Source organism: uncultured Sphaerochaeta sp. (assembly GCF_963676625.2).
GTDB lineage: Bacteria > Spirochaetota > Spirochaetia > Sphaerochaetales > Sphaerochaetaceae > Sphaerochaeta.
This window is the reverse complement of the sequence record NZ_CAXXYB010000014.1, coordinates 17,573-43,925: the sequence shown is the minus strand read 5'-3', so window position 1 is coordinate 43,925 and position 26,353 is coordinate 17,573. Positions and strand designations below refer to the sequence as shown.

The window sequence follows — 26,353 nt, the reverse complement described above, 5'->3', positions numbered from 1 at the left end:
TAGAATGGATACCAAACTTATAGATACCTATGCTGACCTTGTCGTAAGACGAGGGATCAATCTGCAGAAAAACAAGAGCCTGGCTATAATGACCGGGCCAGGAACGTATTACTTTGCCAGAGCATTGTCAAAGGCTGCCTACAGGGCAGGAGCATTGCATACACAGATATTTCTTGATGACCTGGATGTACTTGCAGCAAGGCTTGATAACCAGGATGAAGAACAGCTGAAACAAAATCCTACCTTCATGAAGAATTTCGATTATGAAATGTGTTCGGAAGGTTGGGGATATATTCGCATTGACAGCACAGAGGACCGACTAGACCATGCTCACTTGGACAATGAGAAGAATCAAATCCTGGGCAAGGCCAAACGTCAGTTCTCGGCAACTCGTTTCGATAAATTGATGCGTCACCAACTTCCCTGGTGCGTATGTTGCGCCCCGGGGCCTTTATGGGCCAGGCAAGTACTTGGAGATGAGGCAACAACCGATGATATGTTTGAAGTCCTCAAACCCATTCTGCTTTTGGACAGAAAAGATCCTATCGCAGCCTGGGATGAGCATGACAAAAAGATCAAGGAACGCCAGAAAAAGCTCAATGAGCTGCATATCGACAGCCTGCATTATAAAAGCCCGGTTACTGACTTTACCATTGGTTTCGATACTCATTCCCGTTTTATCGGAGGCTCCGAGAAACTTCCTGACTCCAGGTCCTTTTTCCCAAACCTCCCGAGTGAAGAGCTGTTTACCACTCCTGACAGGAACAGGGCAAACGGATACATCACCACTACCCGTCCCGTTTCGGTGCTCAATACCAGGACAGAAGAGATCAGATTGGAATTCAAGGATGGATATGTCGTCGATTACCGTGCAAAGGTCGGCCAGGATGTGATGGATTCTTTCTTTTCAATAGATGAGGGAACCAAGCGTATAGGGGAATGTGCCCTGGTGGATGAATCAAACCCAATTGCAAAAAGCGGATTGATTTTTGATTCCATCCTGCTTGACGAGAATGCATCTTGCCATATTGCGCTGGGTGATGCCTATCCTTCGTGCCTGACCAATGGGGAAGAACTCTCCACCGAAGAAGAATTGCATTCCTTCGGATGCAATACTTCCTTGATGCATGTTGATTTCATGGTAGGGTCGAAAGAGATGGATATCATCGCTACAACCCGCGAAGGCAAGGAAATCCAAATAATGAAAAGCGGATTGCTTACGTTTTAGTTCAAATCGGAAATTAGCTTCAGCCCATCGAGCGTGTGCATCGGGGAAACCTGGTTAACGCGCGAGATGAGCGGAGCTATTGTACTGCTCAAGCCTCCGGTGGATATTACATACACCTCTCGCCCCAATTCCAGCTCGGTCTGGGAAATTATTGAAGTTACCATCCCGGCATACCCGAACATGATACCACTACGAATCGAATCCTGACTATTTCTTCCGATAACTGAAGAGGGAATCTTCAGTTCGACCTGCGGCAATTGGGCAGTATTGCCAAACAAGGCATTCACTGCAGTTACCAACCCAGGAGCTATGGAAGCCCCCGGTACAGATCCATCCACATCGACGATGCTGAAAGTAAGGGCAGTCCCGAAGTCAATGACGACCACGGCACTGTCAGGATGCAGATAATGTGCCTGGGAAAGATTGCAAATCAAATCCGCCCCGAGTTCTGGGGGAATCGTTTCATTCTTTAGCCCGGTCTTGACAAATCGGTCCACCATCAGCGGCTGAATACCGAACATACGGACGACATTTTTCTGTATTGCCCTGGTCAAATTGGGCACAACGGAGCTGATGATTGCCCTGTCGATATCCTTGGTATGCAATTGCGAATGAGAAAATAGGCTCTCAAGCACTACAAAATATTCATCGGAGGTTTTCCGCTGATCACTGTAGATACGAAAAGACTGCACCCAGTTCTTTCCATCATGAACGGCGATTACGATGTTTGTATTCCCAATATCTACGGCAAAAAGCATTCAAGCACCTCCCTACAGGGCAACGGTATGACTGGCAGTTGTGTATTTCTCATCACGTAATGCTTTTATGGTGTCATCATTGAAATAATCCTCGAACGTTATCATCCTGTCAATCGTGCCACCGGGAGTGAACTCGACTATTCTGTTGGCTATGGTATCGACAAACTGATGGTCATGACTATTGAACAATAATACACCTGTAAAATCAATGAGACCATCATTGAGGGCACTGATTGATTCAAGGTCAAGATGGCTGGTAGGCTCGTCAAAAATCATACAGTTTGCTTGTTGGAGCATCATGCGTGAGAGAACACAACGAACCTTCTCACCACCGGAAAGGACAGTACAATCCTTGAGAGCCTCGTCCCCGGAAAATAGCATTCTTCCCAAAAAGGAGCGCACATTGGTATCATCCTTGTCTTCGCTATAGGTCCGCAACCAGTCGGTTATGGAAACATGTTCTGTAAAGAGACTAGCATTGTTCTTCGGGAAATAGGCCAAACTTGTAGTCACGCCCCAGGTAAAGGTCCCTTCATCTGGTTCCATATTTCCACTGAGGATCTCGAACAAAACCGTCTTGGCATAATGATCAGGGCCTACAAAGGCAATTTTGTCACCACTATTGACCATAAGATCGAAGTTATCAAGAATTTTTACACCTTCGATGGTTTTCGTCAAACCACGTATTTCCAAGATATTCCGGCCACAATCTCGAAGTGGCTTGAAGGCAATATAGGGGAAACGCCTGGAGGACGGCTTTATATCATCAATGGTCAATTTATCTATCAATTTCTTTCGACTGGTAGCTTGCTTTGCTTTTGCCACATTGGAGGAGAATCGCTGGATGAATTCTTTCAATTCCGAAATTTTCTCTTCCCTACGCTTCTTGTTATCCTTCATTTGCTTGGCTGCAAGCTGACTTGACAGATACCAGAAGTCATAGTTTCCGACAAATAGTTGTATCTTGCAAAAATCGATATCGGCAATATGGGTACAGACACAGTTAAGGAAGTGCCTGTCATGGCTTACGACAATAACCGTGTTATTGAAATTTTCCAAGAAATCCTCAAGCCAATGAATGGATTCCAAATCAAGGTGATTGGTCGGTTCGTCAAGAAGCAGGATATCAGGGTTCCCGAAGAGAGCCTGGGCCAAAAGTACACGGACCTTTACGTTATCTTCAACCTCTGACATTTTCTTGTTTTGAAGATCAGTCAAGATTCCCAAGCCATCAAGCATCTGCGCGGCTTGGGCTTCAGCTTCCCAGCCACCCATATCGGCAAAATCGCCTTCCAACTCAGCGGCCCTGAGGCCATCGGCTTCCGTGAAATCTTCTTTTGCATAAATCGTGTCACGTTCCTTCATGACCGAGTAGAGTTCTTCATACCCCATGACAACGGTCTCAAGAACAGAATACTCATTGAAGGCAAAATGGTCCTGTCTCAATACAGCCATACGTTGCCCCGAAGAAATGATCACTTCACCAGTGTCAGACTCAATTTCCCCAGAGAGAATTTTCAGGAACGTAGATTTACCTGCACCATTCGCTCCGATAATACCATAACAGTTCCCGGGCGTGAATTTAATGTTAACTTCTTTGAACAGAACTTGCGTTCCGTAAGAAAGACCAATGTTTGAAGCAGTAATCATATCGCAATTATTCCTTATATCTCAGTATAGCTAAAAAAAAGAGCAACCTACAAGGTTGCCCCACAAAAACCTTTAGTTCCTAGGGGAATCGAACCCCTATTTAGAGACTGAGAATCTCCTGTCCTAACCATTAGACGAAGGAACCGTAAACTGGGATGGAGGGATTCGAACCCCCAAAGGCAGAACCAGAATCTGCAGTGTTACCATTACACTACATCCCAATAAGAAATCCTGTGCAAGAATACGGAAACGGTAGGGTTTTGTCAAGTAGCCTAAAAAATGTTCTAGGGATTATTCCCCTTTATATTCAAGCAATACATCAACCGGATACCCTTTGAGAACATCCTCATAATTAAGAAAAGGAAGTCCTATTACTCCCAAGAAACCTACGACCTGGGCACCATGTTCCTCAAAAAGAGCAGCGGCTGCCTTCAAGGTTCCCCCTGTTGCAATCAAGTCATCGACAAGCAATACCTTTGAGCCTTCAACGACATCGACTTCATGTACGCACACGGTGTCACTGCCATATTCCAATTCAAAACTTTTCTTGAAGGATTTTCCCGGAAGCTTTCCCAATTTCCGTACCAAAGCCAAGGGAACTCCCAGTCTTTCGGCCAAAGGAGCTGCAAACACAAAGCCTCGGGCTTCAATACCGGCAATGGCATCGAGGGGACGATCCTTGCAAAGTTCTTCCAACCGATCGATACAAAACCTGAAAGCCTCGGGTACTGCAAGAATTCCTGTGATATCGTAAAAGAGCACGCCCTCTTTCGGGAAATCGGGAACTTTCCGAATTACGCTGTCCAAATCATACTGTGTGTCCATAAGCCTCTCATCAAGGGTAGTTTTTTTTAAATGCACTTACACGAGCGCTAGCCGATTCATCAAAGGTGGAACGAAAACCATCACTAAGATACCGATAGGCAAGTCCTGCGATCATTGCTCCATTGTCAGTACATAGTTTCAAGGAGGGAAACGTAACTTCATAACCACCCTTTTCCAGGTCTTTCAACTCACTGCGAAGCAGACTGTTGGCAGCAACCCCGCCACCGGCACTGATTCGTTTGAGTCCTGTGTCTTCAAGGGCAAGCCTGACCCGCTTGAGCAACATACCTACCGCGGTACGCTGGAAGGAAGCGGAAATATTTTCGGGGCTCTTTTCGCTTTCACCATCCCAAAATTTATCCAATTGGTTTATTACAGCCGTTTTCAAACCACTGTAAGAAATATCATAGGGATGGTCACCTTTATTCAGGGAGGCTCCCGGGAAAAGGAAAGCATTGGGATTACCCGTCTTTGACAGACGATCAATAACCACTCCCCCGGGATAACCGAGTCCATAATGCTTGGCTACCTTGTCAAAAGCTTCTCCGATTGCATCATCGACGGTCGTTCCCAGAACTTCGATCTGGTCATAGCCTTCCACCCTGCAAATGACAGTATGTCCACCTGACACCAAGACACCTAAATACGGATAGGCAAGAGGCGTCTCTATCTGAGAGGCATAGAGATGAGCACGTATATGGTCAATGGTAATGAAGGGAATGTCCAGGGTAGCGGCAAATCCCTTTGCAAAATTCAAACCTACCAACAAGGAACCCAGTAGACCGGGCCTGTTGGTAACTGCTACCGCATCAATGTCCTTATTGGTCAATCCAGCCTTTGCAATGGCCGATTGCACTACCTGGGCAATCCATTCAGTATGCAGCCTAGAAGCAAGTTCCGGAACTACTCCTTCATACGGCTTGTGCAATTCAATCTGGGTGGCGATTACATTACTGAGAATCTCCCGTCCATCACGGACAACTGCAGCAGAACATTCATCGCAGGAGGTCTCGATTCCCAGTACGTTCATAGGTCATCCTCTTCTTCATTATCAAAATCATCATCAGTGAAATCATCGTCCTCGAAAATATCAAATTCAGATAATTCCAAAGGAAAATCATCCTCTGAAACCAATTCAGCAATATCACTGAGCTCCAGACCATGATCTAGTGCCCCTGGAAACATATCCAAGAGAAATTGGGCGACATCTGGCTGCCAACTCTTTCCTACCTTGGCAGTAACCTTGGATCTATTTGTATTCAACAGTACAACACATTCCTGAGCCACAGCATGGTTGAATATTTTATTTGTCTTCAATTTTCTTCCTCTTATCAGCAACAGCGTACTGACAATATCTTTGAAGGTCAAGGCAAGTTTACGCTTGCAATATCCAAGAGAATACTATAGGCAATCGTTGTTCGCAAGGATGATAACACGACTGTACAGCATCGAGAAAATCCACATGAATTGCTTCCCTATATCTATTCTACTTCATAAATGTGTATAATACAAATATATACAATTTTTAAAACAGGAGCAGATATAGTGAAGGTCCCAAAAAAAATAACGATTATAAGTTCCATTGCAATACTGATGATTGCTTCCTTGAACATGGGATGCACCGTTCTTCTTGCCAGACATCCACGGCATCCAAAACCAAATCCCATCATAAGAGTGGATATGGGAATCCAGAGCAACCCGGTTCCGCCGCCACCACCACCACCGCGCCTGTAAACAAATCTTTCCCAAAAAAACCTGATGTCAAGAAATCACTATGAGGATATCTTTAGTTAAAATCCTATATCCAAAACGAGATTTCTTTCAAGCTGGATAGTAAAAACAGGAACAGGAACGAACCTTTTATTCCTATTTTGTCACCATATTTTTACTGGTGACACTTTGTAACCACTTTTTTCGTATCCCATCTTTACCATGTCAGTCTTTTACGTTAATATGCTCACGTTAAACTGTATTTTTGTATGTAGATCTCCATTGTTTAACGGTAGGTAATTGCCAAAATAGCTCAGCGGTAGAGCAGCTCACTCGTAATGAGCAGGTCAAGGGTTCAATTCCCTTTTTTGGCTCTTTATTATAAACGGTAACCATGTAATATGTGGGTTACCGTTTTTTTCGGCCTTCCCGCCAGGCTATGCATCTTCAAGAGAGTAACGCATTGGCACAAAACGGATACCCTCTACTGTCTGTTCAGAAGTGAGATCCTCAAACCCAAGATGGTGATAGAAGGGAATCCCGTAAGGCGAGGAATTGACAGTAATCTCGTTTATTTTTGGAAATTGTCCCTTACTTTCAAATACCAATTGCTTGAAAAGGCCAGTTGCAATACCTCTCCTCTGATACTCCCTATCCGTAAAAAACAAACAGATATGAGACTTATTTCTCATAACCAGGACCGAAACTAGGGTATCCTGCACCAATCTTCCCCACATACGGTTGGTGCCGTTCTTACAGGACTCCCTGAAACCTTCGTTATCCAAAATTTCCTTGCGAAAAAAGGAGATGCCCTCTTGCGTATAATCCGGCGCTTCGAATTCCATGAAGGTTTTCCACACCAGGACTAGTACTTGATCAAGATACTCCATCCCCAATTGTTTCACGATATAGTCCATGCTCACCTCTGTCCTATTTCAAATCAGCTGTATCAGATTTTTCGCATTTTTTGATAAGTTCATCCAATTTCTGCCCAACTTCAGTATCGATCCTTCCTCCATGATAACAAACTATCAGGCAAGGATGCATATCCCGTATCTTTTGTATCGAGGCAAGGGTTTGTTCCATATCCAAGGTAAACTGCGGATTAGCAATGACAAAGGCACTATTCTCGATAGCCAAGGCATCACCGGCAAGCAATATTTCTTTTTCTTCCAGATACAATGATACATGCCCTGGAGTATGACCAGGAGTGAAGATCGCCATTATTCCCTCGGCAATATACCCTTCCTCCACTATTTCAGTATCTACAGGGCAAGGTTCAATCGTCCTCAGATAGGCAGAGAACTTCTCCCCAAATTCCTTGTAAGGTCCCTTGATCGTTTGATTGAAGGCATCGGCCTGCACAAGTCGCAATGAATGCTTCGTCCCATCGATATACGGAGTTTCTAAAGCACTTGCAATAATCTCGATTTGTCCAAATCTCTTCTTTATTGCTCTCAAGGATCCCATATGATCATGATCCTGATGGGAAATCACCAATTTAGTCACCTTAGGGAAGGAGGAAGCAACCAAAGCCAATTCCTTTTCAAAATCTTCCAGTTGATCAGGGAATCCTGCATCAAAGAGAATAACCTCTTTTCCGGTATCAATAAGTACAGGATGGATGCTGGTTATTGAAGCTCCAATCTGTTTTTCCAAATGCAATATGCTGTATTTCATTGCCTTACCTCCAAACAGAATTGGAAGTATACACAAGAAATCTAGATTTTATCAGAATTTTTCAAAAAAAATACATGAACCAAGGAAAGACGAACAAAACCCCAAGCCAAAAAGGCTCGAGGTTTTGATTGTTATCAATTTTCAAGAATCTTGCCGGTTATTTTTTCTTTGCCGCAATTACAGCCTGGGCAGCTGCAAGACGGGCAATGGGAACCCGGAAAGGAGAACAGGAAACATAGTTCAAGCCAACCGATTGACAGAAAGCAATGGTCTTGGGATCACCCCCATGCTCGCCGCAAATGCCAAGCTTGATATCCGGCCTGACTCCTCTTCCAAGATCAGCGGCTATCTTGACCATCTTCCCTACACCGTCGATATCAATGGTGGCAAACGGATCGTAATCATAGATCTGTTTGTCAGGATCATTGACATAAGGGCCAAGGAAGGAGGCTGCATCGTCTCTGCTGAAGCCACAAGTCATCTGGGTCAAGTCATTGGTACCAAAACTGAAGAACTCGGCTTCCCTGGCAATTTCGTCAGCAGTGATGGCAGCCCGGGGAACCTCGATCATAGTCCCGATCTTGTACTCAACATGCAAGGCCTGTTCGTCAAAGATCGTATCAATAACCTCGATGGCCTGTTTCTTGCAAAATTCAAATTCCTTGTAGTTTCCTACCAAGGGAATCATAATTTCGGGGAAGACCTCGATTCCTTTTCTCTTCACATTGATAGCTGCCTCAATGATGGCCCGTACCTGCATGCGAAGAATCTCTGGATAAATGATTGCCAGACGGCATCCACGGAAACCAAGCATTGGGTTGAATTCATGCAAGGCACTGGATTTTTGGGCGACTTCCTCAACGGAAATTCCCATCTGAAGAGCCAATTCATGACGACTGGTATGATCATTCGGAAGGAATTCATGCAAGGGAGGGTCGAGCAAGCGAACCGTTGCAGGAAGTCCATTCAATTCCGTAAAAATCCCTTCGAAATCGCCCCTTTGCATGGGGAGCAACTCTGCAAGAGCCTTCTCGCGTTCAACTATGTTGTTTGCTAGAATCATTTTCCTGATGGACATTATTCTGTTGCCACCAAAGAACATGTGCTCAGTTCTGCAAAGCCCGATGCCCTCTGCACCCAAGGCAACCGCCATATGGGTGTCGTTGGGAGTATCTGCATTGGTATAGACCCCCATGGTCTTGATTTCATCGACATATTCCATGAACGTCTTGTAGTTCTGGTACACAATCGATTCAGATTCCTTCATGTTATTGTTGAGTACCTGGACTATCTCTGAGGCACGGACAGGAATCTTGGAAGCATAGATTGCACCGGTAAACCCGTCGATCGAAAGGTAATCACCTTCGTTGAGCGTAACACCATTGACCTGCAGATATTTCTTTGGTTCATTGATCCGGATTTCACCGGCACCGGAAACGCAAGGGCATCCCATTCCCCGGGCCACAACTGCTGCATGGCTGGTCATACCACCACGACAGGTAACGACGCCCTTGGAAATAGCCATACCACCGATATCCTCAGGACTGGTTTCAGTACGAACCAAAATTACATCCTTGCCTTCGGCCGCCATCTCCTCGGCCTTGGCAGCAGTAAAATATATTTCACCGCTGGCTCCCCCTGGAGAGGCATTCAAGCCCTTGGTAACTTGCTGGAGATTCTGGTCCCTGATTACCTTGATATCGAGAATAGGAGCAAACAGCTTGCCGAATTCACCCGCAGGTACCCGACTTACTGCAGTTTCCTTGCTGATCAAGCCCTCTTCAACCATTTCTACCTGGGTTCTGAGCCAACTGAAGATAGTTCTTTTTCCGTTTCGGGTCTGCAGCATAAAGAGCTTCCCTTCCTGAATGGTGAACTCTACATCCTGCATATCATGGTAATGCTTTTCAAGAATTGAACGAATGCCTACCAATTGATCATATACTTCAGGGTTAACGGCCCGTAGGGTCTCAATGGACTGGGGAGTCCTTATTCCCGCAACGACGTCCTCCCCCTGGGCATTCATAAGATATTCACCGTAGAAACGATTTTCTCCTGACGAAGGATCCCGAGTAAAGGCAACACCCGTTCCACTGGTATCCCCCATATTGCCAAAAACCATGCACTGGACATTTACGGCGGTACCCAAGAGTCCCCTGATGTCATTCATTTGCCTATATTTAATGGCACGTTCATTATTCCAGGAACTAAAGACGGCATCGATTGCCTTGAATAGCTGGTCCTGGGGGTCTACAGGGAATTCTTCCCCTGTAAATCGCTTATAGAGTCTCTGATAACGTGCGATTACTTCATGTAGATCATTGCTGTCCAATTCAGTATCAAATACTTTGCCTTTTTCGTCTTTTACATCCTGCAAGGCCCGTTCAAATTCATGATGGGGAACACCCATTACGACATCACCGAACATTTGCATGAATCGTCTGTAACTATCCCAGGCAAATCGTTCATTCCCGGTCTTTGCAATCAAGGCTTCAACGGAATCCGGGTTCAATCCCAGATTGAGAATGGTGTCCATCATACCTGGCATTGATTGCGCAGCCCCGCTTCGAACCGAAACGAGCAAGGGATTCTTTGCATCCCCTAGCTTTGCACCCATCAATATTTCCAATCTGTTGAGGTTTTCAAGTATTTGCTCACGCATGTCCTTGGGGTATGCCCCCTTATTTGCGCTGAAATAAGCACAAGCCTCAGTGCTGATCGTAAACCCCGGAGGCACAGGAAGCCCGATGCTGGTCATTTCGGCAAGGTTTGCACCTTTTCCACCGAGGATATCCTTCATCTGGGCAGTTCCATCTGCCTTGCCGGAGCCAAAAAAATAGACATAGTTCGATTTCTTTTCCGTCATTCTTGACTCCTATCTTTTCACTTTTATTTGCAAGCAAAATCGTATCTGTTCGACAGGTAGCTGTCAATCAAATAAAATGTAAAACTCTATTTTTTTTTCATTCAATTTCTTATTAGATAAATATTTGTCGACTAATTAATTTGAAACAATATTCCAATTTCAGACAACAGGAGAATAAACAAGAGCAAAAAGGACATTGCAAATAGTTAGCATTGCATGAATTAGGGAGCCTTCCAGCCATATATAAAAAAAGATTTTTTTCGATGACTTTTTCCCTCATCTCTTTTTTCGGCAGGTTCCATCCAAGAAAATTGATTCCCTATGAAAACTCATTTTTTTAAGTTTCTCATTTTATGCAACGCAAAACCGCCATTTCTGGCGGCTTTGCAAAGTATTTGAATACAAGGAACAGGTAACCTTGCTTGCAAATTTCACTAGCTTGCAAGCAACAATACATCAACTATTCTGGTTGCTTGCCAATATAGGCCAGGATACCCCCGTCGACATACAGCACGTGCCCGTTTACGAAGTCAGAGGCTTCGGAGGCAAGGAACACCGCGGGGCCCGTCAGGTCCTCGGTCGTCCCCCACCGTGCAGCCGGAGTCTTTGCTACGATGAAGCTGTCGAACGGATGCCTGGACCCGTCTGCTTGCCTCTCGCGCAAGGGAGCTGTCTGCGGGGTAGCGATGTATCCGGGTCCGATCCCGTTGCACTGGATGTTGAACTGCCCGTATTCACTGCAAATGTTTCGGGTGAGCATCTTCAGTCCACCCTTTGCCGCCGCATACGCACTGACCGTCTCCCGACCCAGCTCGCTCATCATCGAACAGATGTTGATGATCTTTCCCTTGTTCCTCTCGATCATCGAGGGCAGTACTGCCTTCGATACGATGAACGGTGCATTCAGGTCAATGTCGATTACCTTGCGGAAATCGGCCACGTCCATCTCGATCATCGGCGTGCGCTTGATGATCCCTGCGTTGTTCACCAGAATATCTATGGGTCCCAGCTCCGCAGTTATCTTTGATACGGTCGCTATCACCGCCTGCTCGTCGGTCACGTCGCATACGTAGCCCTTGGCCTCGATGCCCTTCTCCTTATAGGATGCAAGGCCCTTGTCGACCAAGGCCTGGTTGATATCATTGAAGGCTATTCGTGCCCCGGCCTGAGAGAATGCCGTTGCCAAGGCAAAACCGATACCGTAGGAGGCGCCCGTAACGAAGGCTACCTTTCCCTTGAGTGAAAATTTCTGTGTAAAGTCCATAGTATGTCCTCTTTTCCCGATAACCTATAACAGGTCTTCAGTCTTGATCCCATCCATATCGGTATAGGTACGGTTTTCTCCGCACATCGACCAGATGAAGGTATAGTTGTTAGTTCCCGCCCCACAATGGATCGACCAGGACGGATTGATCACCGCTTCTTCATTATGCACGAGGATATGACGAGTCTCGCTGGGTTCTCCCATGAAATGGAAGACAGTCTGATCAGAAGGCACCTCAAAATAGAAATAGACCTCCATCCGTCTCTCATGGGTATGGGCAGGCATAGTATTCCAGATACTGCCTTCCTCCAACTGGGTAAGGCCCATGGACAGCTGGCAGGTATCCAGCACATCTGGATGGATGTATTGGTTGATCGTCCGCTTGTTACTTCCTTCCGTCGAGCCTGCCTGCACATGCTTTGCCTCGGCGAAAACAATCTGCTTGGCAGGAAAGGCCTGGTGAGCCGGCGTGGAGTTCATATAGAACTTGGAGGGGTTCTTCGCATCCTTGCTGGCAAAGGTGACCTCTTTGGTGCCCTTCGGCAGGTAGAGCCCGTCGAAATGCACGATATCATAGGTAGTCCCATCTGCAACGACGACGCCATCGCCACCGATGTTGATGATGCCCAGCTCCCTTCTCTCCAAAAAGTAGTTGACCCCGAAATCCTTCATTGGATCAATGTTCTTTGAAAGCGAGACTACCTGGCCAACCGGCATGACCCCCATGGTCACGATCCTATCTACATGCGAGTAGACAGCGCTTACATCGTTGGCCACGAAAATATTCTGGATGAGAAATTCCTTCCTCAATTCCTGCGTGTTCATGCGTGAAAACGGTTCTTTTCCTGTTGAATAGCGAATATCCATTGCAAATGCTCCTAAAATATAAGATAGAGGGCCTCATGAGCCCTAAAAATCATTCAAAGGGAACAGTTGTTTACCTTCGGCTCCCCTGTTTTGCATTTCTAAATTCCCCTGATCTGATCAATTACCTCAGTTTTCATATTCTTCAATGCAACTTGTAAATGATACATATCATTTCCCAAGATCAACATAGTAATACCTCTTCCTATTGCGGCCTCAATAGTAGCCTTAGTTGCAGGTACTACCGGACACATTACCCCTATTCCTCTTTTTGCTGCTCCTTCGGCCAGTTTCTTGTAAGCATCGGCAACACGAGGATCCTCTGTAGCATACCCTACCTTTGCTCCTATAGACAATGAGTAGTCGATCGGCCCGAAATTCACCGCATCGACACCCGGAACATCAAGAATTTCATCAAGGTTTTCTGTAAATTCAAAATCCTCGTCCATGGGAATGACCAAAGTATCTGCATTGCTCTTTGCTACATACTCAGCCCAGGAAAAGCCAGGGCCCCCGAACCCAGCGGAACGAACATTGGATTCAGCTCCACGTCGACCGAGCGGAGGAAACTTTGCACCATGTACGATTGCCTGGGCATCCTCTTTCGTACGAGTATGGGGAACGACAATTCCCTCGGCACCCATCTCAAGTACCTTGCGTATTTCCACTTCATTTGTTCCGGTCACCCGTACTACGGCAGGGATACCTGTCAGTTTTGCTGCCATTATGAGTTTTTCGATATTATTTTGCCCATCAAGCGGACAATGTTCCAAATCGAGATACACGAAATCATACCCCCAATTACCGATAGCTTCCACCGCACACGCTGCTGCGGTAAAAACGGTAATACCAAATACAGGACCTTTTTTCATTCTCTCACGCAATGTCATATATCACCTTCTCTATGCTAATTTCAATCGTATGGAAATGTTCTGTTCTCCCCTACATCAGACTCGGTAACCAAAGACTCAAGGAAGGTATAAAAGTAATCATAACCAGAACAATGATGTTGCAAGCAATAAACGGTATTGCTGATTTAAATATTTCAATGATAGGCATATTGCAAATTTTGCTTGCTACATTGAGACACATTCCTACTGGAGGAGTCACCAATCCAATGGCAAGACCTACAATGATAATTGCACCGAATTGCAGTTCATTCATGCCGAATTGCTCCATTACAGGAAGGAGAATGGGGCTGATAAGCAAAATACAGGGAGTGACATCCAAAAAAGTACCCAATACCAAAATGATGATATCCAGAAAAATATACACCAACCAAGATGGAATATTGGAACCCATAAGGAAACTTCCAATGTGGGCAGGAACTTGTTCCACTGCAAGGATCCAGGTAAATATCATGGTAAACCCACCAATGATCATTATGGAACTGGACATCATCAAGGTTTTTTTCAAGGCTTTGCCGACATCTTTCCATCGCAATTCCTTATAGACAAAGAATCCGAGAATAGAAGCATATAAAACCGCTACACCTGCCGATTCGCTGGCAGTTGCAATACCGGCTGAAACCGAAACAATGATAAGAATCGGCATAAACATAGCTAGCGAACCATCCTTGGTTATCTTTACCATCTTTTTCAATGCAATTTTCTCTTTCTTCGGATGGTATCCTTCTTTTCTCGATATTACATTGGTAATGATCAATTGGGTTGCCCCTACCAAGATGCCGGGAATCAGGCCAGCAAGAAACAGCCTTCCTACGGAGGCTCCCGATACCATCGCATACATGAGCATGGGAACACTTGGGGGAATAATCATGCCGATGGTCGATGAAGCAACGGTAATACCTGCCGCAAAGCTTTTCGGATACCCCTTCTTTACCATATCGGGAATAAGGATACTCCCAAGGGCTGACGTATCAGCAACGGATGAACCGGAAATGCCACCGAATATCATGGATGAAACAACATTCACTTCCCCAAGCCCACCTCCGAAAGGGTGTACAAGTAACATGGAGAAATCGATCAACCTTCTTGTCAATCCACTATGATTCATCAATTCACCGGTCAACATAAACAAGGGCATGGCAATAATGATAAAGCTTTCGGTTCCCGACCAAACTCTTTGGGGAAACGTAAGCAAGAAAGAGGGATTCGATAACAACATATAAAGCATACCTGAGCCGCCAATGGCATAGGCTATGGGCACTCCGATTACAAGAAAAACAATCAGCGTTACAAACATAAGGGACAGAACCATCATTCACCCCCCAGGACGATATCCTCGCCCAATTCAAAATCTTCTTTGTATCCCTTTAATGGCTTCTCGATAACTATAAATTCAGAAAGAATATTGATTACTGAATAAAGAATTGTAAGAAAAAAAGTTATGGGAATGATTGAATAGTAGATACCTTTGGGAATTCCCGTGGCAGGAGATGGTATCTTGCCTACTTTATGGATGATACGAAAACTATAATATATCATGCAAATTGATACGATTATAACGATTATCTGTGCAATTATTCTTAAAACGACCTTCACGGGAGCTGGCATTCTATCAACGAAGTTCGTAATGGTTATATGTTCCTTTTCTCGCATCCCAAGAGCTGCCCCGAAGAAAGTGGTTGCAACAAAAACCATAGTCAACAACTCTTCAGACCAAACGAACGAGATGGAAAAAACGTAACGCAATATTACTGAGGCAATAACGCCAACCGCGAGTATAGCCTCCAAGGTTTTACCTAAAACTGAAAGAATTGTATCACAATGGTGAATAATTTTGTTCATTTTACTCTCATGTCTGTTTACTGGTAGATAATCCCATCTCATTCGAGATGGGATTAGATCAGATGTCTCTATTTGGATGCAATGGCACGCATCTCATCCAAATCGGATTGCTTGAAAGTCCCTTTGTCGACAAAATACTTGTAAACTGGTTCGCAAGCTTTTACAAACAAGGCACGTTCTGCAGAGGTAGGTTTGTAAACCTGAACACCACCTTTGACAATCATATCGTAATAGTAATCATTCAAATCCCTTCTGAGTTTATTCTGGGCATCAGTATAGACCCACGCACCATCCTGAATAATCTGCTGGAGATCAGCAGGAAGAGAATTCCACATATCAAGGCCCATATCTATCGGTTCTGGATGAAATTGATAATCAATCAAAGTCATATATTTCTGGACTTCGTAGAATTTCATGTCTCCGATATTTGCCAAGGGATTCTCCTGACCATCGGCAACATTCGTTTTCAAAGCCATGTAGGTATCACCATAGGGAATGGATACTGCACTTGCGCCCATTGCTTCCATGGATTTAATTATGGATTCAATTGGTGGAGTCCTGATTTTCAGGCCTTTCATATCACCAGGAGTCTTGATAGGATGAGCATTGTTGGTTATCTGCCTAGAGCCACCATCCCCGATAGCGAGCATCTTTATACCATAGGGTTCAGCAGATTGCATAATTCTTTTTCCAAGTTCACTATGGGATACTTTCATCAAGTCTGCTTGAGTAGGAAAGAAGAAAGGCATAAGGTAGATTTCAAGCATCGGTGACTGTGAAGCAAAAACTCCACCGACAAACATCTCAAGAGTACCCAATTTCATTGCTTCGATCATGTCGGATTCATTTCCCAAAGTCGCCGCAGGATAAATCTCTATTTGTAAACGACCTTCCGATTTTTCCTCTACATACTTTTTGAATTCAAGCAATGCCTTGTGCCGGGTGGACTCTGTCGTAGAGGCATGCCCTACTTTCAAAGTGTATACTTTTTGAGTTGCCTGCTCGTCCTGTCCATTTGCAAATAGCAATGGGACGACCATTAACAAGCACAATACCAGAGAAACAATTTTCTTCATAAATCCTCCTATTAAATCCCATAATACGGAACTCATTTCTATTTTCATCAATTCTTCCCTTCTTTTTTTGATTTTTCCAAAATAAATTCATTTTATTTCCGTATTATGGAACTTGTTTCCATTATAACTGACATATTTAAGTTGTCAAGGCAAAAAAAATATCCTATAGTCTAACTATACAAAGGAAGTATACAGTGGCCCCAGAACTAAAAGTACAATCGCTTGATAGAACTTTTGATATATTGGAACTCTTGGCTAACGAACAAAACGGATTCAATTTAGTCCAAATTTCCGAAAGGCTCAGCTTGCCAAAAAGCACTGTCCACAGATTGGTCGGTGTTTTATTGCAAAGGGAATTCGTGCGAAAATCCCCTGATACCAACAAATATCGCCTAGGCCCTGGATTCATTGGCCTTTGCAGTCATTATCTCAACAGTCTGGAATTGAAAACTGAAAGTTCCCCATTCATTGAATCCCTTTCAGTGACAACAGGGAATGTAGTATTTCTTGCTATCAGACAAGAGACAAAAATGGTCTATGTAGATAGCAAGGAACAAATCAATAGCCTCCGGAAATATGCTATCATTGGACAGCAGAAACCTTTGTATTGCACTTCTTTGGGAAAGGCTTTGCTCATGGGATTGGAAGATGACGAAATTCGTTCGTTACTGGCACACGAAACCTTTGAGAAAAGAGGCCCTAAGACTCATGCCAATATGGAAAGTCTATTGCAAGATATAAGGGAATGCAGAAGACGTGGATGGACGTTGGACGACCAAGAAGCTGAACCAGCCATCAATTGTGTCGCTGCACCTATTCGTGATTATCGTGGACAAGTTATCGCTGCAATCAGTACCTCATGGATATTGGCACAACACCCTGAAATGGTTCCTGAAGAGATAGCGGTGCTAGTCAAGCGCGAGGCTGCCAATATTTCTTTCAATATGGGATACATCGGAGAATCCATCCGGTAATAAGCATTTTGCTTCCAGGTAAATGATTTCCATTAATAAGTTTTCAGATATTGACAAATTAAAAAACCGGGCAGAGAAAACTCTCTGCCCGGAAATCTATAGTATATGCACTTACAAGTGCAGTTAGGCTGTATAACTTTCCAAAAGCTTGCTTCTGGAAGGATTCTTCAATCTTTCCAAAGCCTTCTTCTCAATCTGGCGAATTCTTTCCTTGGTCAAGTTATACAACTCTCCGATTTCCTTGAGGGACATCGGGGCCTTGCCTTCCAAACCATAACGTAATTCAATAATGTCACGCTCTTTATCGCTGAGAGTTGAAAGCACACTGGAGATATCTTCCTTAAGAGAACCCTCAAGGAGGAAATCCTCAGGAGAACGTCCCAGGTCTTCAACGAAATCACCGACATTGCTATTTCCGTTATCATTGAAAACTGGAGCATCAAGGCTGATCATCTCACGGCTTATCGCAAGTAAATCAGCTACATGGGAAGGATCAAGACCGGTGAGTTTCCCGATTTCCTCCATGGTAGGATCTTCAGTACTCTTCTCGTGCATCAAGGATTTCTGGGCTTTCTGAATTTGCAACAATTCATTGGTCCTATTGAGCGGAAGTCTTACAGCCCGACTTTTTTCACAAATCGCCTTCATGATCGATTGCCTTATCCACCATACGGCGTAGCTGATAAAGTGATAGCCCTTATCCGGGTCAAACTTCTCCAGTGCCGTCATCAAACCGATATTACCTTCGTCGATCAAATCGATAAGGGGAATTCCCTGGTTCTGGTATTTTTTAGCAACATTCACCACAAAGCGAAGATTTGCTTCAATCATTCTCTTCCTTGAAAATTCGTCACCTTGTTGGACACGCTTTGCAAGTTTGAATTCTTCTTCATTGGTCAAAAGGGGAATCCTGTTGATTTCCTTCAAATACATTGTAAGAATATTGGCATCGTCATAGGCGAATCTATCATTATCATTATTCAGCATGTTTTGTTTAGCACTCATCATTATTCCCCTCCATTGGGTTATGAAATAATAGATGCATATTACGTGCCAACTTTATTTTTTATTATCTTTCTTTTTATGCTATATATGGTTATGTTATTTTTACTCTATTTTAAATAGAACTGATACTAACCTATGGAACACATATCGGTATTTTTAGTAGCAAAATGACTCAAAAAGAAAAAACACTTCTGAAATAGGGGTCAAAATGACCCATATCATCAAAAACGAGGTTTTTTTCCGTTACCCAATGGACCATTCCAGCCCACTATCATCCAGTTCCCAAGGAAAATCCAGGTCGAAAGAGGTAAACCAGGAATGGAGATCCTCACAACAGAAGGGAATCTCACTTTCCTCCATTTCCTTACGAATCTGTATATATTCATCCTTGAGAAAATCATGAATCATGTCTCCTTCGCAAAGGGAACAAGCAATGTTCTTCTTTCCCAATAAATAAACAGAAAACTGATGCCTAAAGAAATCAATCCATTCACGGTCCTCTGAATGTATTTCATTACCCCTGATCAAGAAGGTGTCTATAAAACACCCCAAGGAACTCGGGTAATTCCTGTATTTTGCAAAAAGGCAACCAAGTTCATAGAAATGTTGCCAAATTTGCTCAAGGGTTGCATCAGCGGATAAAAAACCCGGGGTGCTTCTGAGCGCTATCTGTTTCTCTTCTTTGGTTACATATTCCATAGTTTCCGTTTCCTTTTCCTTTCATACGGAATATAGTAAGGACCAAAAAAAATGGCAAGGTAAAAAAGTCACATTACTTCGCACTGCGCAAAAATATCACATCAATTAGGATTAAAAAACTGGTCAGAAATTCGACCAGTTCGAAATATATCATTTACCTTGCCACTACCCAGTGATTTCACTATATTAAGTGAGGCGTAGGCAATACCTCGCAACACACAAAACAAATATTTGTTTGGAGGAAGATACAATGACAATTAGACCTTTGGCAGACAGAGTATTAGTCAAGATTGAGGAAGTTCAGGAAAAGACTGCAAGCGGCATCTACATCCCTCAGACTGCTCAGGAAAAAACCCAGATCGGAACGGTTGTAGCAGTGGGAGAAGGAACCGACAAGGTTAAGATCACCGTCAAGGCCGGTGACCGTGTCATGCATGATAAATTCTCAGGAACCAGTGTAAAGGCAGATGGCCAGGAATACCTTCTTCTCAGTATGAAAGATATCCTTGCAATCATCGAGTAAACATTCTCGACCTTAGAGAAAGACGGAGTTGGAATACCAACCCCGTCTTTTTTTCTGTCTATAACCTACGTAGGTATTTTCCCATACGTTTCAAACAACCTTTCAGTAGGCAGTACAACTAATCAGCATAGAGAAAATTCTCGATCTTATCACATATTCCTGATGTTTCCGTATCAGGATGATAACTTTCTGGAAGAGAACGCATCATATACATACCATAATTCTTGGTGACTACCCTGCTATCAAGGATCAATACCACCCCGGTATCACCCGTGTTTCGCATAAGCCTTCCAAAACCTTGTTTGAGCTTCATGGTAGCTTCCTGCAAGGCAAGTTGGTAGAAGCCACTACCACCATTTTTGTCTATTGCCTCGCATCTTGCCTTGAATACAGGATCGGAAGGTACATTGAAAGGCAGTTTTACGATGATTACCATACGCAAGGTATCACCGGGGGCATCAATGCCTTCCCAGAAACTGGAGGTAGCAAAAAGCGTACTGTCCTTATCGGAAATAAAGGCATTGAGCAAGGTATACCTATCCATGTCCCGCTGGCAAAGCAATGCAAGTTTTGCTTGTTCAAACCGAGGAGATAGGCGTTCCTTGACCTTCTGCAACATTGCATAGGAGGTAAAGAGAACCAGGGCTCCACCGCCTGATGACATGACACTCGAGAATACGGTTTCGCACATGTAAGAAACGTACTGTTCCTCATTGTCCTTTGTCAAAAGAGGCGCATCGGTAGGAGTCAACAGGAGAAGACGGTTCCTGTAATCAAAGGGAGAGGTAAAGGAAGCGGTCTGGTAAGGGCGTATCTCATCATACGGAAGCCCTACCCGGCTTCCCCAAAAGACAAATTTATCATTCAAATCCAAGGTTGCTGAAGTGCAGATCACAGTATCAAGTTTCTTGAATACGGCATCCACCAGCAAAGGAGCGATGGAAAGCGGGGTAATCATGACTTGTACATTCCTTGTATTTCTGAAGGATTCAGCATTGAACCAATGAACCTCGTCACTCCAAGCAGGAAAATCACAAAAATGATTCAATACCTCACTCATGGTAGCTATCCGGGTTCCCCGCACTTTCAATTCGGTCACTTTCCCCTCAAGTTCCTCAGGAGCCTTGTTATGTTCAAGGAAAGCATTGATCTTTGCGGCAAGTCTTCCGCTTGCCTGGGATACCTTGGTCGCTTGCATCACAAAATCCGCCAGCCGTTGCTGGTGTTCCGGTTTTATCAAAACAGGCTGAAAATCATTCTTATTGAAAACCCCGAGAAGAAATTGATCCAAGGTCCCCACTTCCTGCAGGAGCAAATGGATATCATCATGAATCCTGTCAATCAAATCAGGTTCCTGGGCATATTGTCCAAGCTGCTCAAGCAAGGAATGGGATGAATATCTTCCAGACCGTTCAATCCAGCCAATTTGCCGAAGCATTTCTCTGGAATCATACATTGCCGTAAAATAATCAGAAGCATTCTGTTCAATATTATGGGCTTCATCAATTATCAACCGGTTATAGGAAGGAAGCACGGCTTCCTCTGTAAATTCCACCCCGCCTTCATAACGACTGCGGGCATCGGTAAATAATAGGTGGTGGTTACTTACAATAATTTTTGCTTCTTTTGTCTTCTGTTTTGCCTTAAAAAAGAAACAATCATGAAAATATTGACAGGAACGATTTGAACATAAGTCACCATCACAACAAATTTCCGACCAAATATCACCAAGTCGAAAAGGATAGTCACTTCTGAGACCTGTTTCTGTCTCACTTGCCCATTGGGTGAGTTTATACAAATCATTCTCCGGGTCCTGGGCTAATAAAGATGCATCGTTACGAACCTGGACAAATCGCTGGATACAGAGATAGTTGCTCCTGCCAACGGCAAGGGCAATCTTGCATGACAGATTCAACAATCTGAAAAGCATAGGAATATCTTTTTCGAAAAGCTGTTTCTGTAGGTTGATGGTAGAAGTCGCGATAACTGTTCGTTCATCCGGATTTTGCATGGCGTTGAACAAGGCAGGAACAAGATAGGCAAAAGACTTTCCGATCCCAGTCCCGGCTTCAATGGCAGCAATGGCATTGCGCTCGTAACTATCCCGTACCAGATCAGCCATCAAGAGTTGCCCTTCACGATACTCATAAGAAGGGAACCTCTCTTCCAAGGTTCCTTCTTTGTCGAAAATCTTGTATATATCAGTCTTGGTCAATTTTATAGTCCTGTAGCTTTCTATGCAGTGTCTTACGCCCAATTCCCAACACCTCGGATGCCTTGGTCTTATTGCCCCCGCACAAGGAAAGCGTAGAGACTATCAAACGTTTCTCGGCTTCCTCAAGGGTTATTCCCACTTCCATGGAAAGTTGCGAGGTATTTGCCACTTTGTTAACCGCTGGAGGCAAGTCATCCGGTTCTATTGTCATACTTCGAGACAAAACAACGGCACTTTCGATGCAATTCCGCAATTCCCGGATATTTCCCGGCCAATCATAGGCGAGCAAGGCACGCTTGGCGGCAGCGGAAAAACCTTCTATCTGCTTTTGGTTTTCCTGGTTGAAAAAGGTCAAGAAAGAAGTCATCAGCAAGGGAATATCTTCCTTGCGTTCCCGCAGCGGAGGTACGTCCAGATGGACGACATTCAAACGATAATATAAATCCTCCCGAAAATTTCCTTTTTCGATTTCCTTCAATAAATCCCTGTTGGTTGCACAGATAATGCGAACATCCACGGTAAGTGATTTTTCCCCGCCTACTCGCTCGAATTGCTTCTCTTGCAGGACGCGCAATAATTTCACTTGGGTGGAAGTGTCGATCTCTCCTATTTCGTCTAGAAATATCGATCCTCCGTCAGCTAGCTCAAACCGTCCTTTTTTCATGGCAACGGCCCCGGTAAAAGCACCTTTCTCATGTCCGAAGAGTTCACTTTCCAAAAGCGAGGAAGTCAAGGCAGCACAATGAACTTTTATAAAAGGTCCCGAGGATCTGTTGGATAGTTCATGGATGGCATCCGCTACAAGTTCCTTGCCTACTCCGCTTTCCCCTGTAATGAGTACGGAAGCCTTGGTAGGGGCAACCTGGGAGACAACATCCATCAGCTGAACCATTTTCTGGCTCTTGCCAACAATCCTGTCATACTTGTTGCGAGCTTTCAGCTGGGCAACTTCTTTCTTCAATTCCTCATGTTCGACAAAAAGATCATTGTTGGACAAGGCTTTTTTCACGACCAGGCTCAAACGATCGAGATCAACCGGTTTCGTAAAGAAATCGACGGCTCCCATGCGCATGGCCTCGACAGCTGTCTCTATGGTTCCATGTCCGGTGAGGATAACCACAGGAAGCCGGGGATAGGCAGCGGAAATCTTCTTCAAAAGGTTCTCTCCACTGAGATTGGGCATCCTAAGATCCGTAATGACCAGATCGACATCCTGTTTATTGATGAGATTCCAGGCCACAGAACCATCCTCGGCGGTAAGGGTGTTATAATTCTCCAATTCCATAGCCATGGCCAAGCCGTTTCTTATATTTTTTTCATCATCACAAATTAAGATTGTCCGCTTCATCGGCTACCTCCTCAACTTCATCGGTTACACCTGAAATAGCTTCTTGCCCCAGTGCAAGCCTCTCGCTTCTGGGAACCGGAAGAGACAAGGTGAAACAAGTACCCTCCCCCAATTTGCTCGTAACCGAAATATCGCCCTTGTGCTCCTTCATTATCTTATATACGACCGTCAATCCAAGTCCGGTACCGGCAGCCTTGGTAGTAAAGTACGGTTCGAAGATCTTCTGGATGGTCTCTTCGCTCATACCAGTTCCTGTATCGATTACCTTGATCGCAATCATATTACCGTCAAGTTTTGCCTGAAGGGTAAGTAAGCCACCATTTTCCATCGCGTTCATTGCATTCTTGATCAAGTTCAGCAAGGCCTGCTTGAGCAGATTCTCATCAAATTCAACTCTTGGTAGGGAGGTGGAAATATCGCGAACCAAGGTCACCTTGTTTTCATGGAGTTCCGGTTCAACGAAATTGCAGATCTCAACAAGGGTTTTCCCAAGAGATCCAAGGCGAAGACGCGTATCCATGGGACGTACGGCAAAGAGAAAATCCACGACAATCGAATTGAGGCGATTTATTTCTTCATCCAACACATCTATATAGCGTTGGGCATCGTCAAGGGTAAGGGAGGTATTCCGTACAAAAGCTTTTTTCAGCAGTTGCAAATGAATCCCCATTGCCGCCAAGGGATTCTTTATTTCATGGGCAACCCCTGCGGCCATGGTTGTCATGGAAGCAAGATTCTCAGTCCTTCTCAGCCTGGCCTCGTTTGCATTATGCTCAGTGACATCAATGAACCGTATCACAAAACTGGAAGAATCCTTCAGTTCCTTACTCTTGTAAATGGAAACGGTTACGGCAATAGTTTGTACTTTCTCACCTCTTTGGAAGGTAAATTCGTTATCGAGGTCATCGGCACGGTCATGGACGGCAAGCACAATGAATTTGGTTACTTGCCTATCCTCAAGGACCTTGCATAGGGGTAATCCTTCATAACTTTTCTTCCTTGCCATGGGAATCATGGAAGGACAATTGGAATTGGCATAGTTTATCACAAGATTGCTGTCAGTAAGGATTACGCCATCCTCGGTCGATTCCAGTACATTCTCCAGCATCTCCACATCATTGGCTTGGCTCTTAAGTAAATTGACAATCTGACGGGTATCCAACTGGTCGATCTTCAGAATTGCCCTATGTACAAAATTATTCATCGTAGCTCCATCATGGAATAATAAAGGGACTCAAACATCAGTTTCTTGTTCTGATTCAATCGCTCGGCATTGCTTACCGAGGAAGAGACAAGCAAATCAATTGATCGAGCCCGTTCAAAGGAAATCTTTCCTTCGATGAACATTTGTTCGACAGAGGAAAGGATTCCCTTGAGAAGATACTCATAACTATCATTCTCATCAACATTGGCAAGCAAGTCATTGAATTGGTCAGGACGAAGATAGACAGATCGCTCAAGGGAATCGGTTACCAGGGAAACCTGGTTTCTGGTACCTTCCAGATCCAAACCACCACCTTGGAGGAAAAACTGTTCCAAGCCATCAAATTTCTGGTTTCCCAAAAAGAATGGGGCAAGCAAGGTATCCACCGCCTGCGCCTTGAGGGGAGGAAAAGAATATCTTCGTACCCTGGAAAGAATGGTCTGCATAATTCGACCGGGATATTCCGATATAAGGGTAAAATACACATCGGCAGGGGGTTCCTCAAGCATTTTCAGCAAACTGTTTCTCGCCGAGGCATTGGTCTGTTCAAGCGATTCTATAAAGATGAACCGTTTCTGGGAACGGGCACTGGTCTCATTGATCCATTCCTCCAAGGCCCTGACTTGGTTTACCGTTATGGTGGTATTGCGCTTGGCAGAAAGGAAGAGAGGTTTCAGTGCCGCCCGAAAGGCTTGTACAATGGCCTTGGCCTCTTTCTCGCCAATCTCCGTTTTCACTGCACTAAGGTCCATAAGCAAGTCACTTACAGACGAGGCATTATCGAAATTTGAACTCTGGGATTGGGTTTGAGGTCCAACCATCAAGGATCCATGGTACTGTAACAGAAAAATACGAATATTCCTGATAAGGAAACGGCGAGAAAAATCATTCTTGAGCTTCAGAAAACTGTTGAGAGCTGTTTCTATGACTCGCTTGTGATCCCGTTGACTGATGATGACCAGATTCGGGACCGTAAGCAATTCAAATTTTTTGCAACTATCACACCTGCACTGTTCGCTCTTGTCCCCTGTACAGGATAAGAACCTGGCAGCATCGAGAGCCGCGGTCATCCTGAGACTATACCGCTCCCCCCCAAATAGATTTACCTGACCAAAGGTTCCTGTCTCCAGTTGGGTGGATAGTTGCTCGGCAATTTCAGGCTGGCTGGCAGAGAGTTCCTCAAACATTGGCACTGCTCACTTGGGTAGTAATCCAATTCACCGTAGCGGGAACCAAGGGTCTGACGAAACGCAAGACGAATTGACTTTTGTCAAGGATTTGAGAAAGGTCAAAAGCTTTTTGCAACTGCAATATATAAAGGATGAAACTCATCAATACCAACATTTCGAAAACGCCCCAGACAAAGCCAAGCAACGAATTGAGCGGGGTGAGACCAATTCCTGTCAAGGCCGTCTCCACCAGGTTACCGATGAAACGCAAGACCTCATAGCCCACCAGAAACAGAAGAATGAAAGAAATCAAGGTGGCAACGAAGATTGGCAGATTGAAGGATTCTACCAACAAATCAGCCAGAATCCGAGTAAACATCAAGCCGACCAAGAAGCCGGCCAAATACCCGGCCCTATGAGAAAATGAATCGGCAAACCCATTGAGGGCGCCACCGATACCGCCGATTATAGCAAAGGCAAAGACGATCACGTCGATCGAATTGAAATAGACAGACCCTATCGTTATTCCCCAATCCATAGTATGT

The 26,353-nt window shown here is 44.5% G+C and carries 25 protein-coding genes and 3 tRNA genes; 5 read left to right on the top strand and 23 right to left on the bottom strand.

Annotation, left to right across the window (positions count from 1 at the left end; all coding sequences use genetic code 11):
* Positions 1-4: 4 nt before the first annotated feature.
* A complete protein-coding gene (locus tag ACHZBG_RS17705) occupies positions 5-1,228 on the top strand; it encodes an aminopeptidase (protein WP_320130792.1) in 1,224 nt (407 codons plus the stop codon).
* Here the strand turns inward: ACHZBG_RS17705 and ACHZBG_RS17700 are convergent.
* From ACHZBG_RS17700 to ACHZBG_RS17670, 7 genes are all read right to left on the bottom strand, one after another.
* The gene (locus ACHZBG_RS17700) at positions 1,225-1,986 is read right to left on the bottom strand and encodes a type III pantothenate kinase (RefSeq protein WP_320130791.1); all 762 of its coding nucleotides are present in this window, start codon (positions 1,984-1,986) and stop codon (positions 1,225-1,227) included. The two genes, ACHZBG_RS17705 and ACHZBG_RS17700, sit on opposite strands and share 4 nt — an antisense overlap.
* A 12-nt stretch (positions 1,987-1,998) precedes the next feature.
* Positions 1,999-3,636 carry an ATP-binding cassette domain-containing protein gene (locus ACHZBG_RS17695; RefSeq protein ID WP_320130790.1) on the bottom strand — a complete coding sequence of 546 codons (1,638 nt, stop codon included), beginning with the start codon at positions 3,634-3,636 and terminating at the stop codon, positions 1,999-2,001.
* A gap of 73 nt (positions 3,637-3,709) precedes the next feature.
* Positions 3,710-3,781: transfer RNA gene (locus tag ACHZBG_RS17690), tRNA-Glu, on the bottom strand.
* A gap of 5 nt (positions 3,782-3,786) precedes the next feature.
* Positions 3,787-3,857, bottom strand: a tRNA-Gln gene (locus ACHZBG_RS17685).
* A gap of 70 nt (positions 3,858-3,927) precedes the next feature.
* The gene (locus ACHZBG_RS17680) at positions 3,928-4,461 is read right to left on the bottom strand and encodes an adenine phosphoribosyltransferase (protein ID WP_320130789.1); all 534 of its coding nucleotides are present in this window, start codon (positions 4,459-4,461) and stop codon (positions 3,928-3,930) included.
* Positions 4,462-4,471: 10 nt separating this feature from the next.
* A complete protein-coding gene (tsaD, locus tag ACHZBG_RS17675) occupies positions 4,472-5,491 on the bottom strand; it encodes a tRNA (adenosine(37)-N6)-threonylcarbamoyltransferase complex transferase subunit TsaD (protein ID WP_320130788.1) in 1,020 nt (339 codons plus the stop codon).
* Positions 5,488-5,778, bottom strand: coding sequence for a hypothetical protein (locus ACHZBG_RS17670; protein ID WP_320130787.1), 291 nt, complete (start codon positions 5,776-5,778; stop codon positions 5,488-5,490). Before ACHZBG_RS17670 ends, tsaD begins: the two co-directional genes overlap by 4 nt.
* A 228-nt stretch (positions 5,779-6,006) precedes the next feature.
* Between ACHZBG_RS17670 and ACHZBG_RS17665 the strand changes: the two genes are divergently transcribed.
* Together ACHZBG_RS17665 and ACHZBG_RS17660 are read left to right on the top strand one after the other, a co-directional pair.
* Positions 6,007-6,195, top strand: coding sequence for a hypothetical protein (locus tag ACHZBG_RS17665; protein WP_320130786.1), 189 nt, complete (start codon positions 6,007-6,009; stop codon positions 6,193-6,195).
* 278 nt (positions 6,196-6,473) lie between these two features.
* Positions 6,474-6,545 (top strand) — tRNA-Thr (locus tag ACHZBG_RS17660).
* A gap of 63 nt (positions 6,546-6,608) precedes the next feature.
* Here the strand turns inward: ACHZBG_RS17660 and ACHZBG_RS17655 are convergent.
* From ACHZBG_RS17655 to ACHZBG_RS17615, 9 genes are all read right to left on the bottom strand, one after another.
* On the bottom strand, positions 6,609-7,088 hold the full coding sequence (locus ACHZBG_RS17655) for a GNAT family N-acetyltransferase (RefSeq protein ID WP_320130785.1): 480 nt from the start codon (positions 7,086-7,088) through the stop codon (positions 6,609-6,611).
* Positions 7,089-7,101: 13 nt separating this feature from the next.
* A complete protein-coding gene (locus ACHZBG_RS17650; protein WP_320130784.1) occupies positions 7,102-7,851 on the bottom strand; it encodes an MBL fold metallo-hydrolase in 750 nt (249 codons plus the stop codon).
* Between the two features lie 157 nt (positions 7,852-8,008).
* Entirely contained in the window at positions 8,009-10,717 is a 2,709-nt protein-coding gene (ppdK, locus tag ACHZBG_RS17645; protein WP_320130783.1) for a pyruvate, phosphate dikinase, read from the bottom strand.
* 460 nt (positions 10,718-11,177) lie between these two features.
* On the bottom strand, positions 11,178-11,981 hold the full coding sequence (locus ACHZBG_RS17640) for a gluconate 5-dehydrogenase (RefSeq protein WP_320130782.1): 804 nt from the start codon (positions 11,979-11,981) through the stop codon (positions 11,178-11,180).
* 24 nt (positions 11,982-12,005) lie between these two features.
* Positions 12,006-12,848, bottom strand: coding sequence for a 5-dehydro-4-deoxy-D-glucuronate isomerase (gene kduI, locus ACHZBG_RS17635; protein WP_320130781.1), 843 nt, complete (start codon positions 12,846-12,848; stop codon positions 12,006-12,008).
* Between the two features lie 98 nt (positions 12,849-12,946).
* Positions 12,947-13,735, bottom strand: coding sequence for an aldolase/citrate lyase family protein (locus tag ACHZBG_RS17630; RefSeq protein ID WP_320130780.1), 789 nt, complete (start codon positions 13,733-13,735; stop codon positions 12,947-12,949).
* Positions 13,736-13,787: 52 nt separating this feature from the next.
* A complete protein-coding gene (locus ACHZBG_RS17625; RefSeq protein ID WP_320130779.1) occupies positions 13,788-15,068 on the bottom strand; it encodes a TRAP transporter large permease in 1,281 nt (426 codons plus the stop codon).
* Complete coding sequence (locus tag ACHZBG_RS17620) at positions 15,065-15,595, bottom strand: TRAP transporter small permease (RefSeq protein WP_320130778.1); 531 nt, start codon at positions 15,593-15,595, stop codon at positions 15,065-15,067. The genes ACHZBG_RS17625 and ACHZBG_RS17620 overlap by 4 nt, the downstream gene beginning before the upstream one ends.
* 68 nt (positions 15,596-15,663) lie before the next feature.
* Complete coding sequence (locus ACHZBG_RS17615) at positions 15,664-16,671, bottom strand: TRAP transporter substrate-binding protein (RefSeq protein WP_320130777.1); 1,008 nt, start codon at positions 16,669-16,671, stop codon at positions 15,664-15,666.
* Between the two features lie 194 nt (positions 16,672-16,865).
* On the opposite strand from ACHZBG_RS17615, the gene ACHZBG_RS17610 reads away from it, so the two are divergent.
* Positions 16,866-17,645 carry an IclR family transcriptional regulator gene (locus tag ACHZBG_RS17610; RefSeq protein ID WP_320130776.1) on the top strand — a complete coding sequence of 260 codons (780 nt, stop codon included), beginning with the start codon at positions 16,866-16,868 and terminating at the stop codon, positions 17,643-17,645.
* Positions 17,646-17,768: 123 nt separating this feature from the next.
* On the opposite strand, the gene ACHZBG_RS17605 is transcribed toward ACHZBG_RS17610, so the two are convergent.
* Both ACHZBG_RS17605 and ACHZBG_RS17600 read right to left on the bottom strand, forming a co-directional pair.
* Positions 17,769-18,650, bottom strand: a complete 882-nt coding sequence (locus ACHZBG_RS17605; protein WP_320130912.1) for a sigma-70 family RNA polymerase sigma factor — start codon at positions 18,648-18,650, stop codon at positions 17,769-17,771.
* A 243-nt stretch (positions 18,651-18,893) separates the two neighbouring features.
* Positions 18,894-19,349 (bottom strand): hypothetical protein, encoded by a 456-nt coding sequence (locus ACHZBG_RS17600; RefSeq protein WP_320130775.1) that lies wholly within the window; start codon positions 19,347-19,349, stop codon positions 18,894-18,896.
* A gap of 250 nt (positions 19,350-19,599) precedes the next feature.
* Here ACHZBG_RS17600 and ACHZBG_RS17595 point away from each other — a divergent pair, with 250 nt between their 5' ends.
* Positions 19,600-19,872 carry a co-chaperone GroES gene (locus ACHZBG_RS17595; protein ID WP_320130774.1) on the top strand — a complete coding sequence of 91 codons (273 nt, stop codon included), beginning with the start codon at positions 19,600-19,602 and terminating at the stop codon, positions 19,870-19,872.
* Between the two features lie 118 nt (positions 19,873-19,990).
* Here the strand turns inward: ACHZBG_RS17595 and ACHZBG_RS17590 are convergent, their stop codons facing one another.
* From ACHZBG_RS17590 to ACHZBG_RS17570, 5 genes are read right to left on the bottom strand one after another with little or no spacing between them, the layout of a single operon-like run.
* Complete coding sequence (locus ACHZBG_RS17590; RefSeq protein WP_320130773.1) at positions 19,991-22,129, bottom strand: helicase C-terminal domain-containing protein; 2,139 nt, start codon at positions 22,127-22,129, stop codon at positions 19,991-19,993.
* Positions 22,074-23,435 carry a sigma-54 dependent transcriptional regulator gene (locus tag ACHZBG_RS17585; RefSeq protein ID WP_320130772.1) on the bottom strand — a complete coding sequence of 454 codons (1,362 nt, stop codon included), beginning with the start codon at positions 23,433-23,435 and terminating at the stop codon, positions 22,074-22,076. Before ACHZBG_RS17585 ends, ACHZBG_RS17590 begins: the two co-directional genes overlap by 56 nt.
* A complete protein-coding gene (locus tag ACHZBG_RS17580) occupies positions 23,410-24,639 on the bottom strand; it encodes an ATP-binding protein (protein WP_320130771.1) in 1,230 nt (409 codons plus the stop codon). The genes ACHZBG_RS17585 and ACHZBG_RS17580 overlap by 26 nt, the downstream gene beginning before the upstream one ends.
* Positions 24,636-25,826 (bottom strand): hypothetical protein, encoded by a 1,191-nt coding sequence (locus ACHZBG_RS17575; protein WP_320130770.1) that lies wholly within the window; start codon positions 25,824-25,826, stop codon positions 24,636-24,638. Before ACHZBG_RS17575 ends, ACHZBG_RS17580 begins: the two co-directional genes overlap by 4 nt.
* Complete coding sequence (locus tag ACHZBG_RS17570) at positions 25,819-26,346, bottom strand: CvpA family protein (protein ID WP_320130769.1); 528 nt, start codon at positions 26,344-26,346, stop codon at positions 25,819-25,821. The genes ACHZBG_RS17575 and ACHZBG_RS17570 overlap by 8 nt, the downstream gene beginning before the upstream one ends.
* Positions 26,347-26,353: the final 7 nt, after the last annotated feature.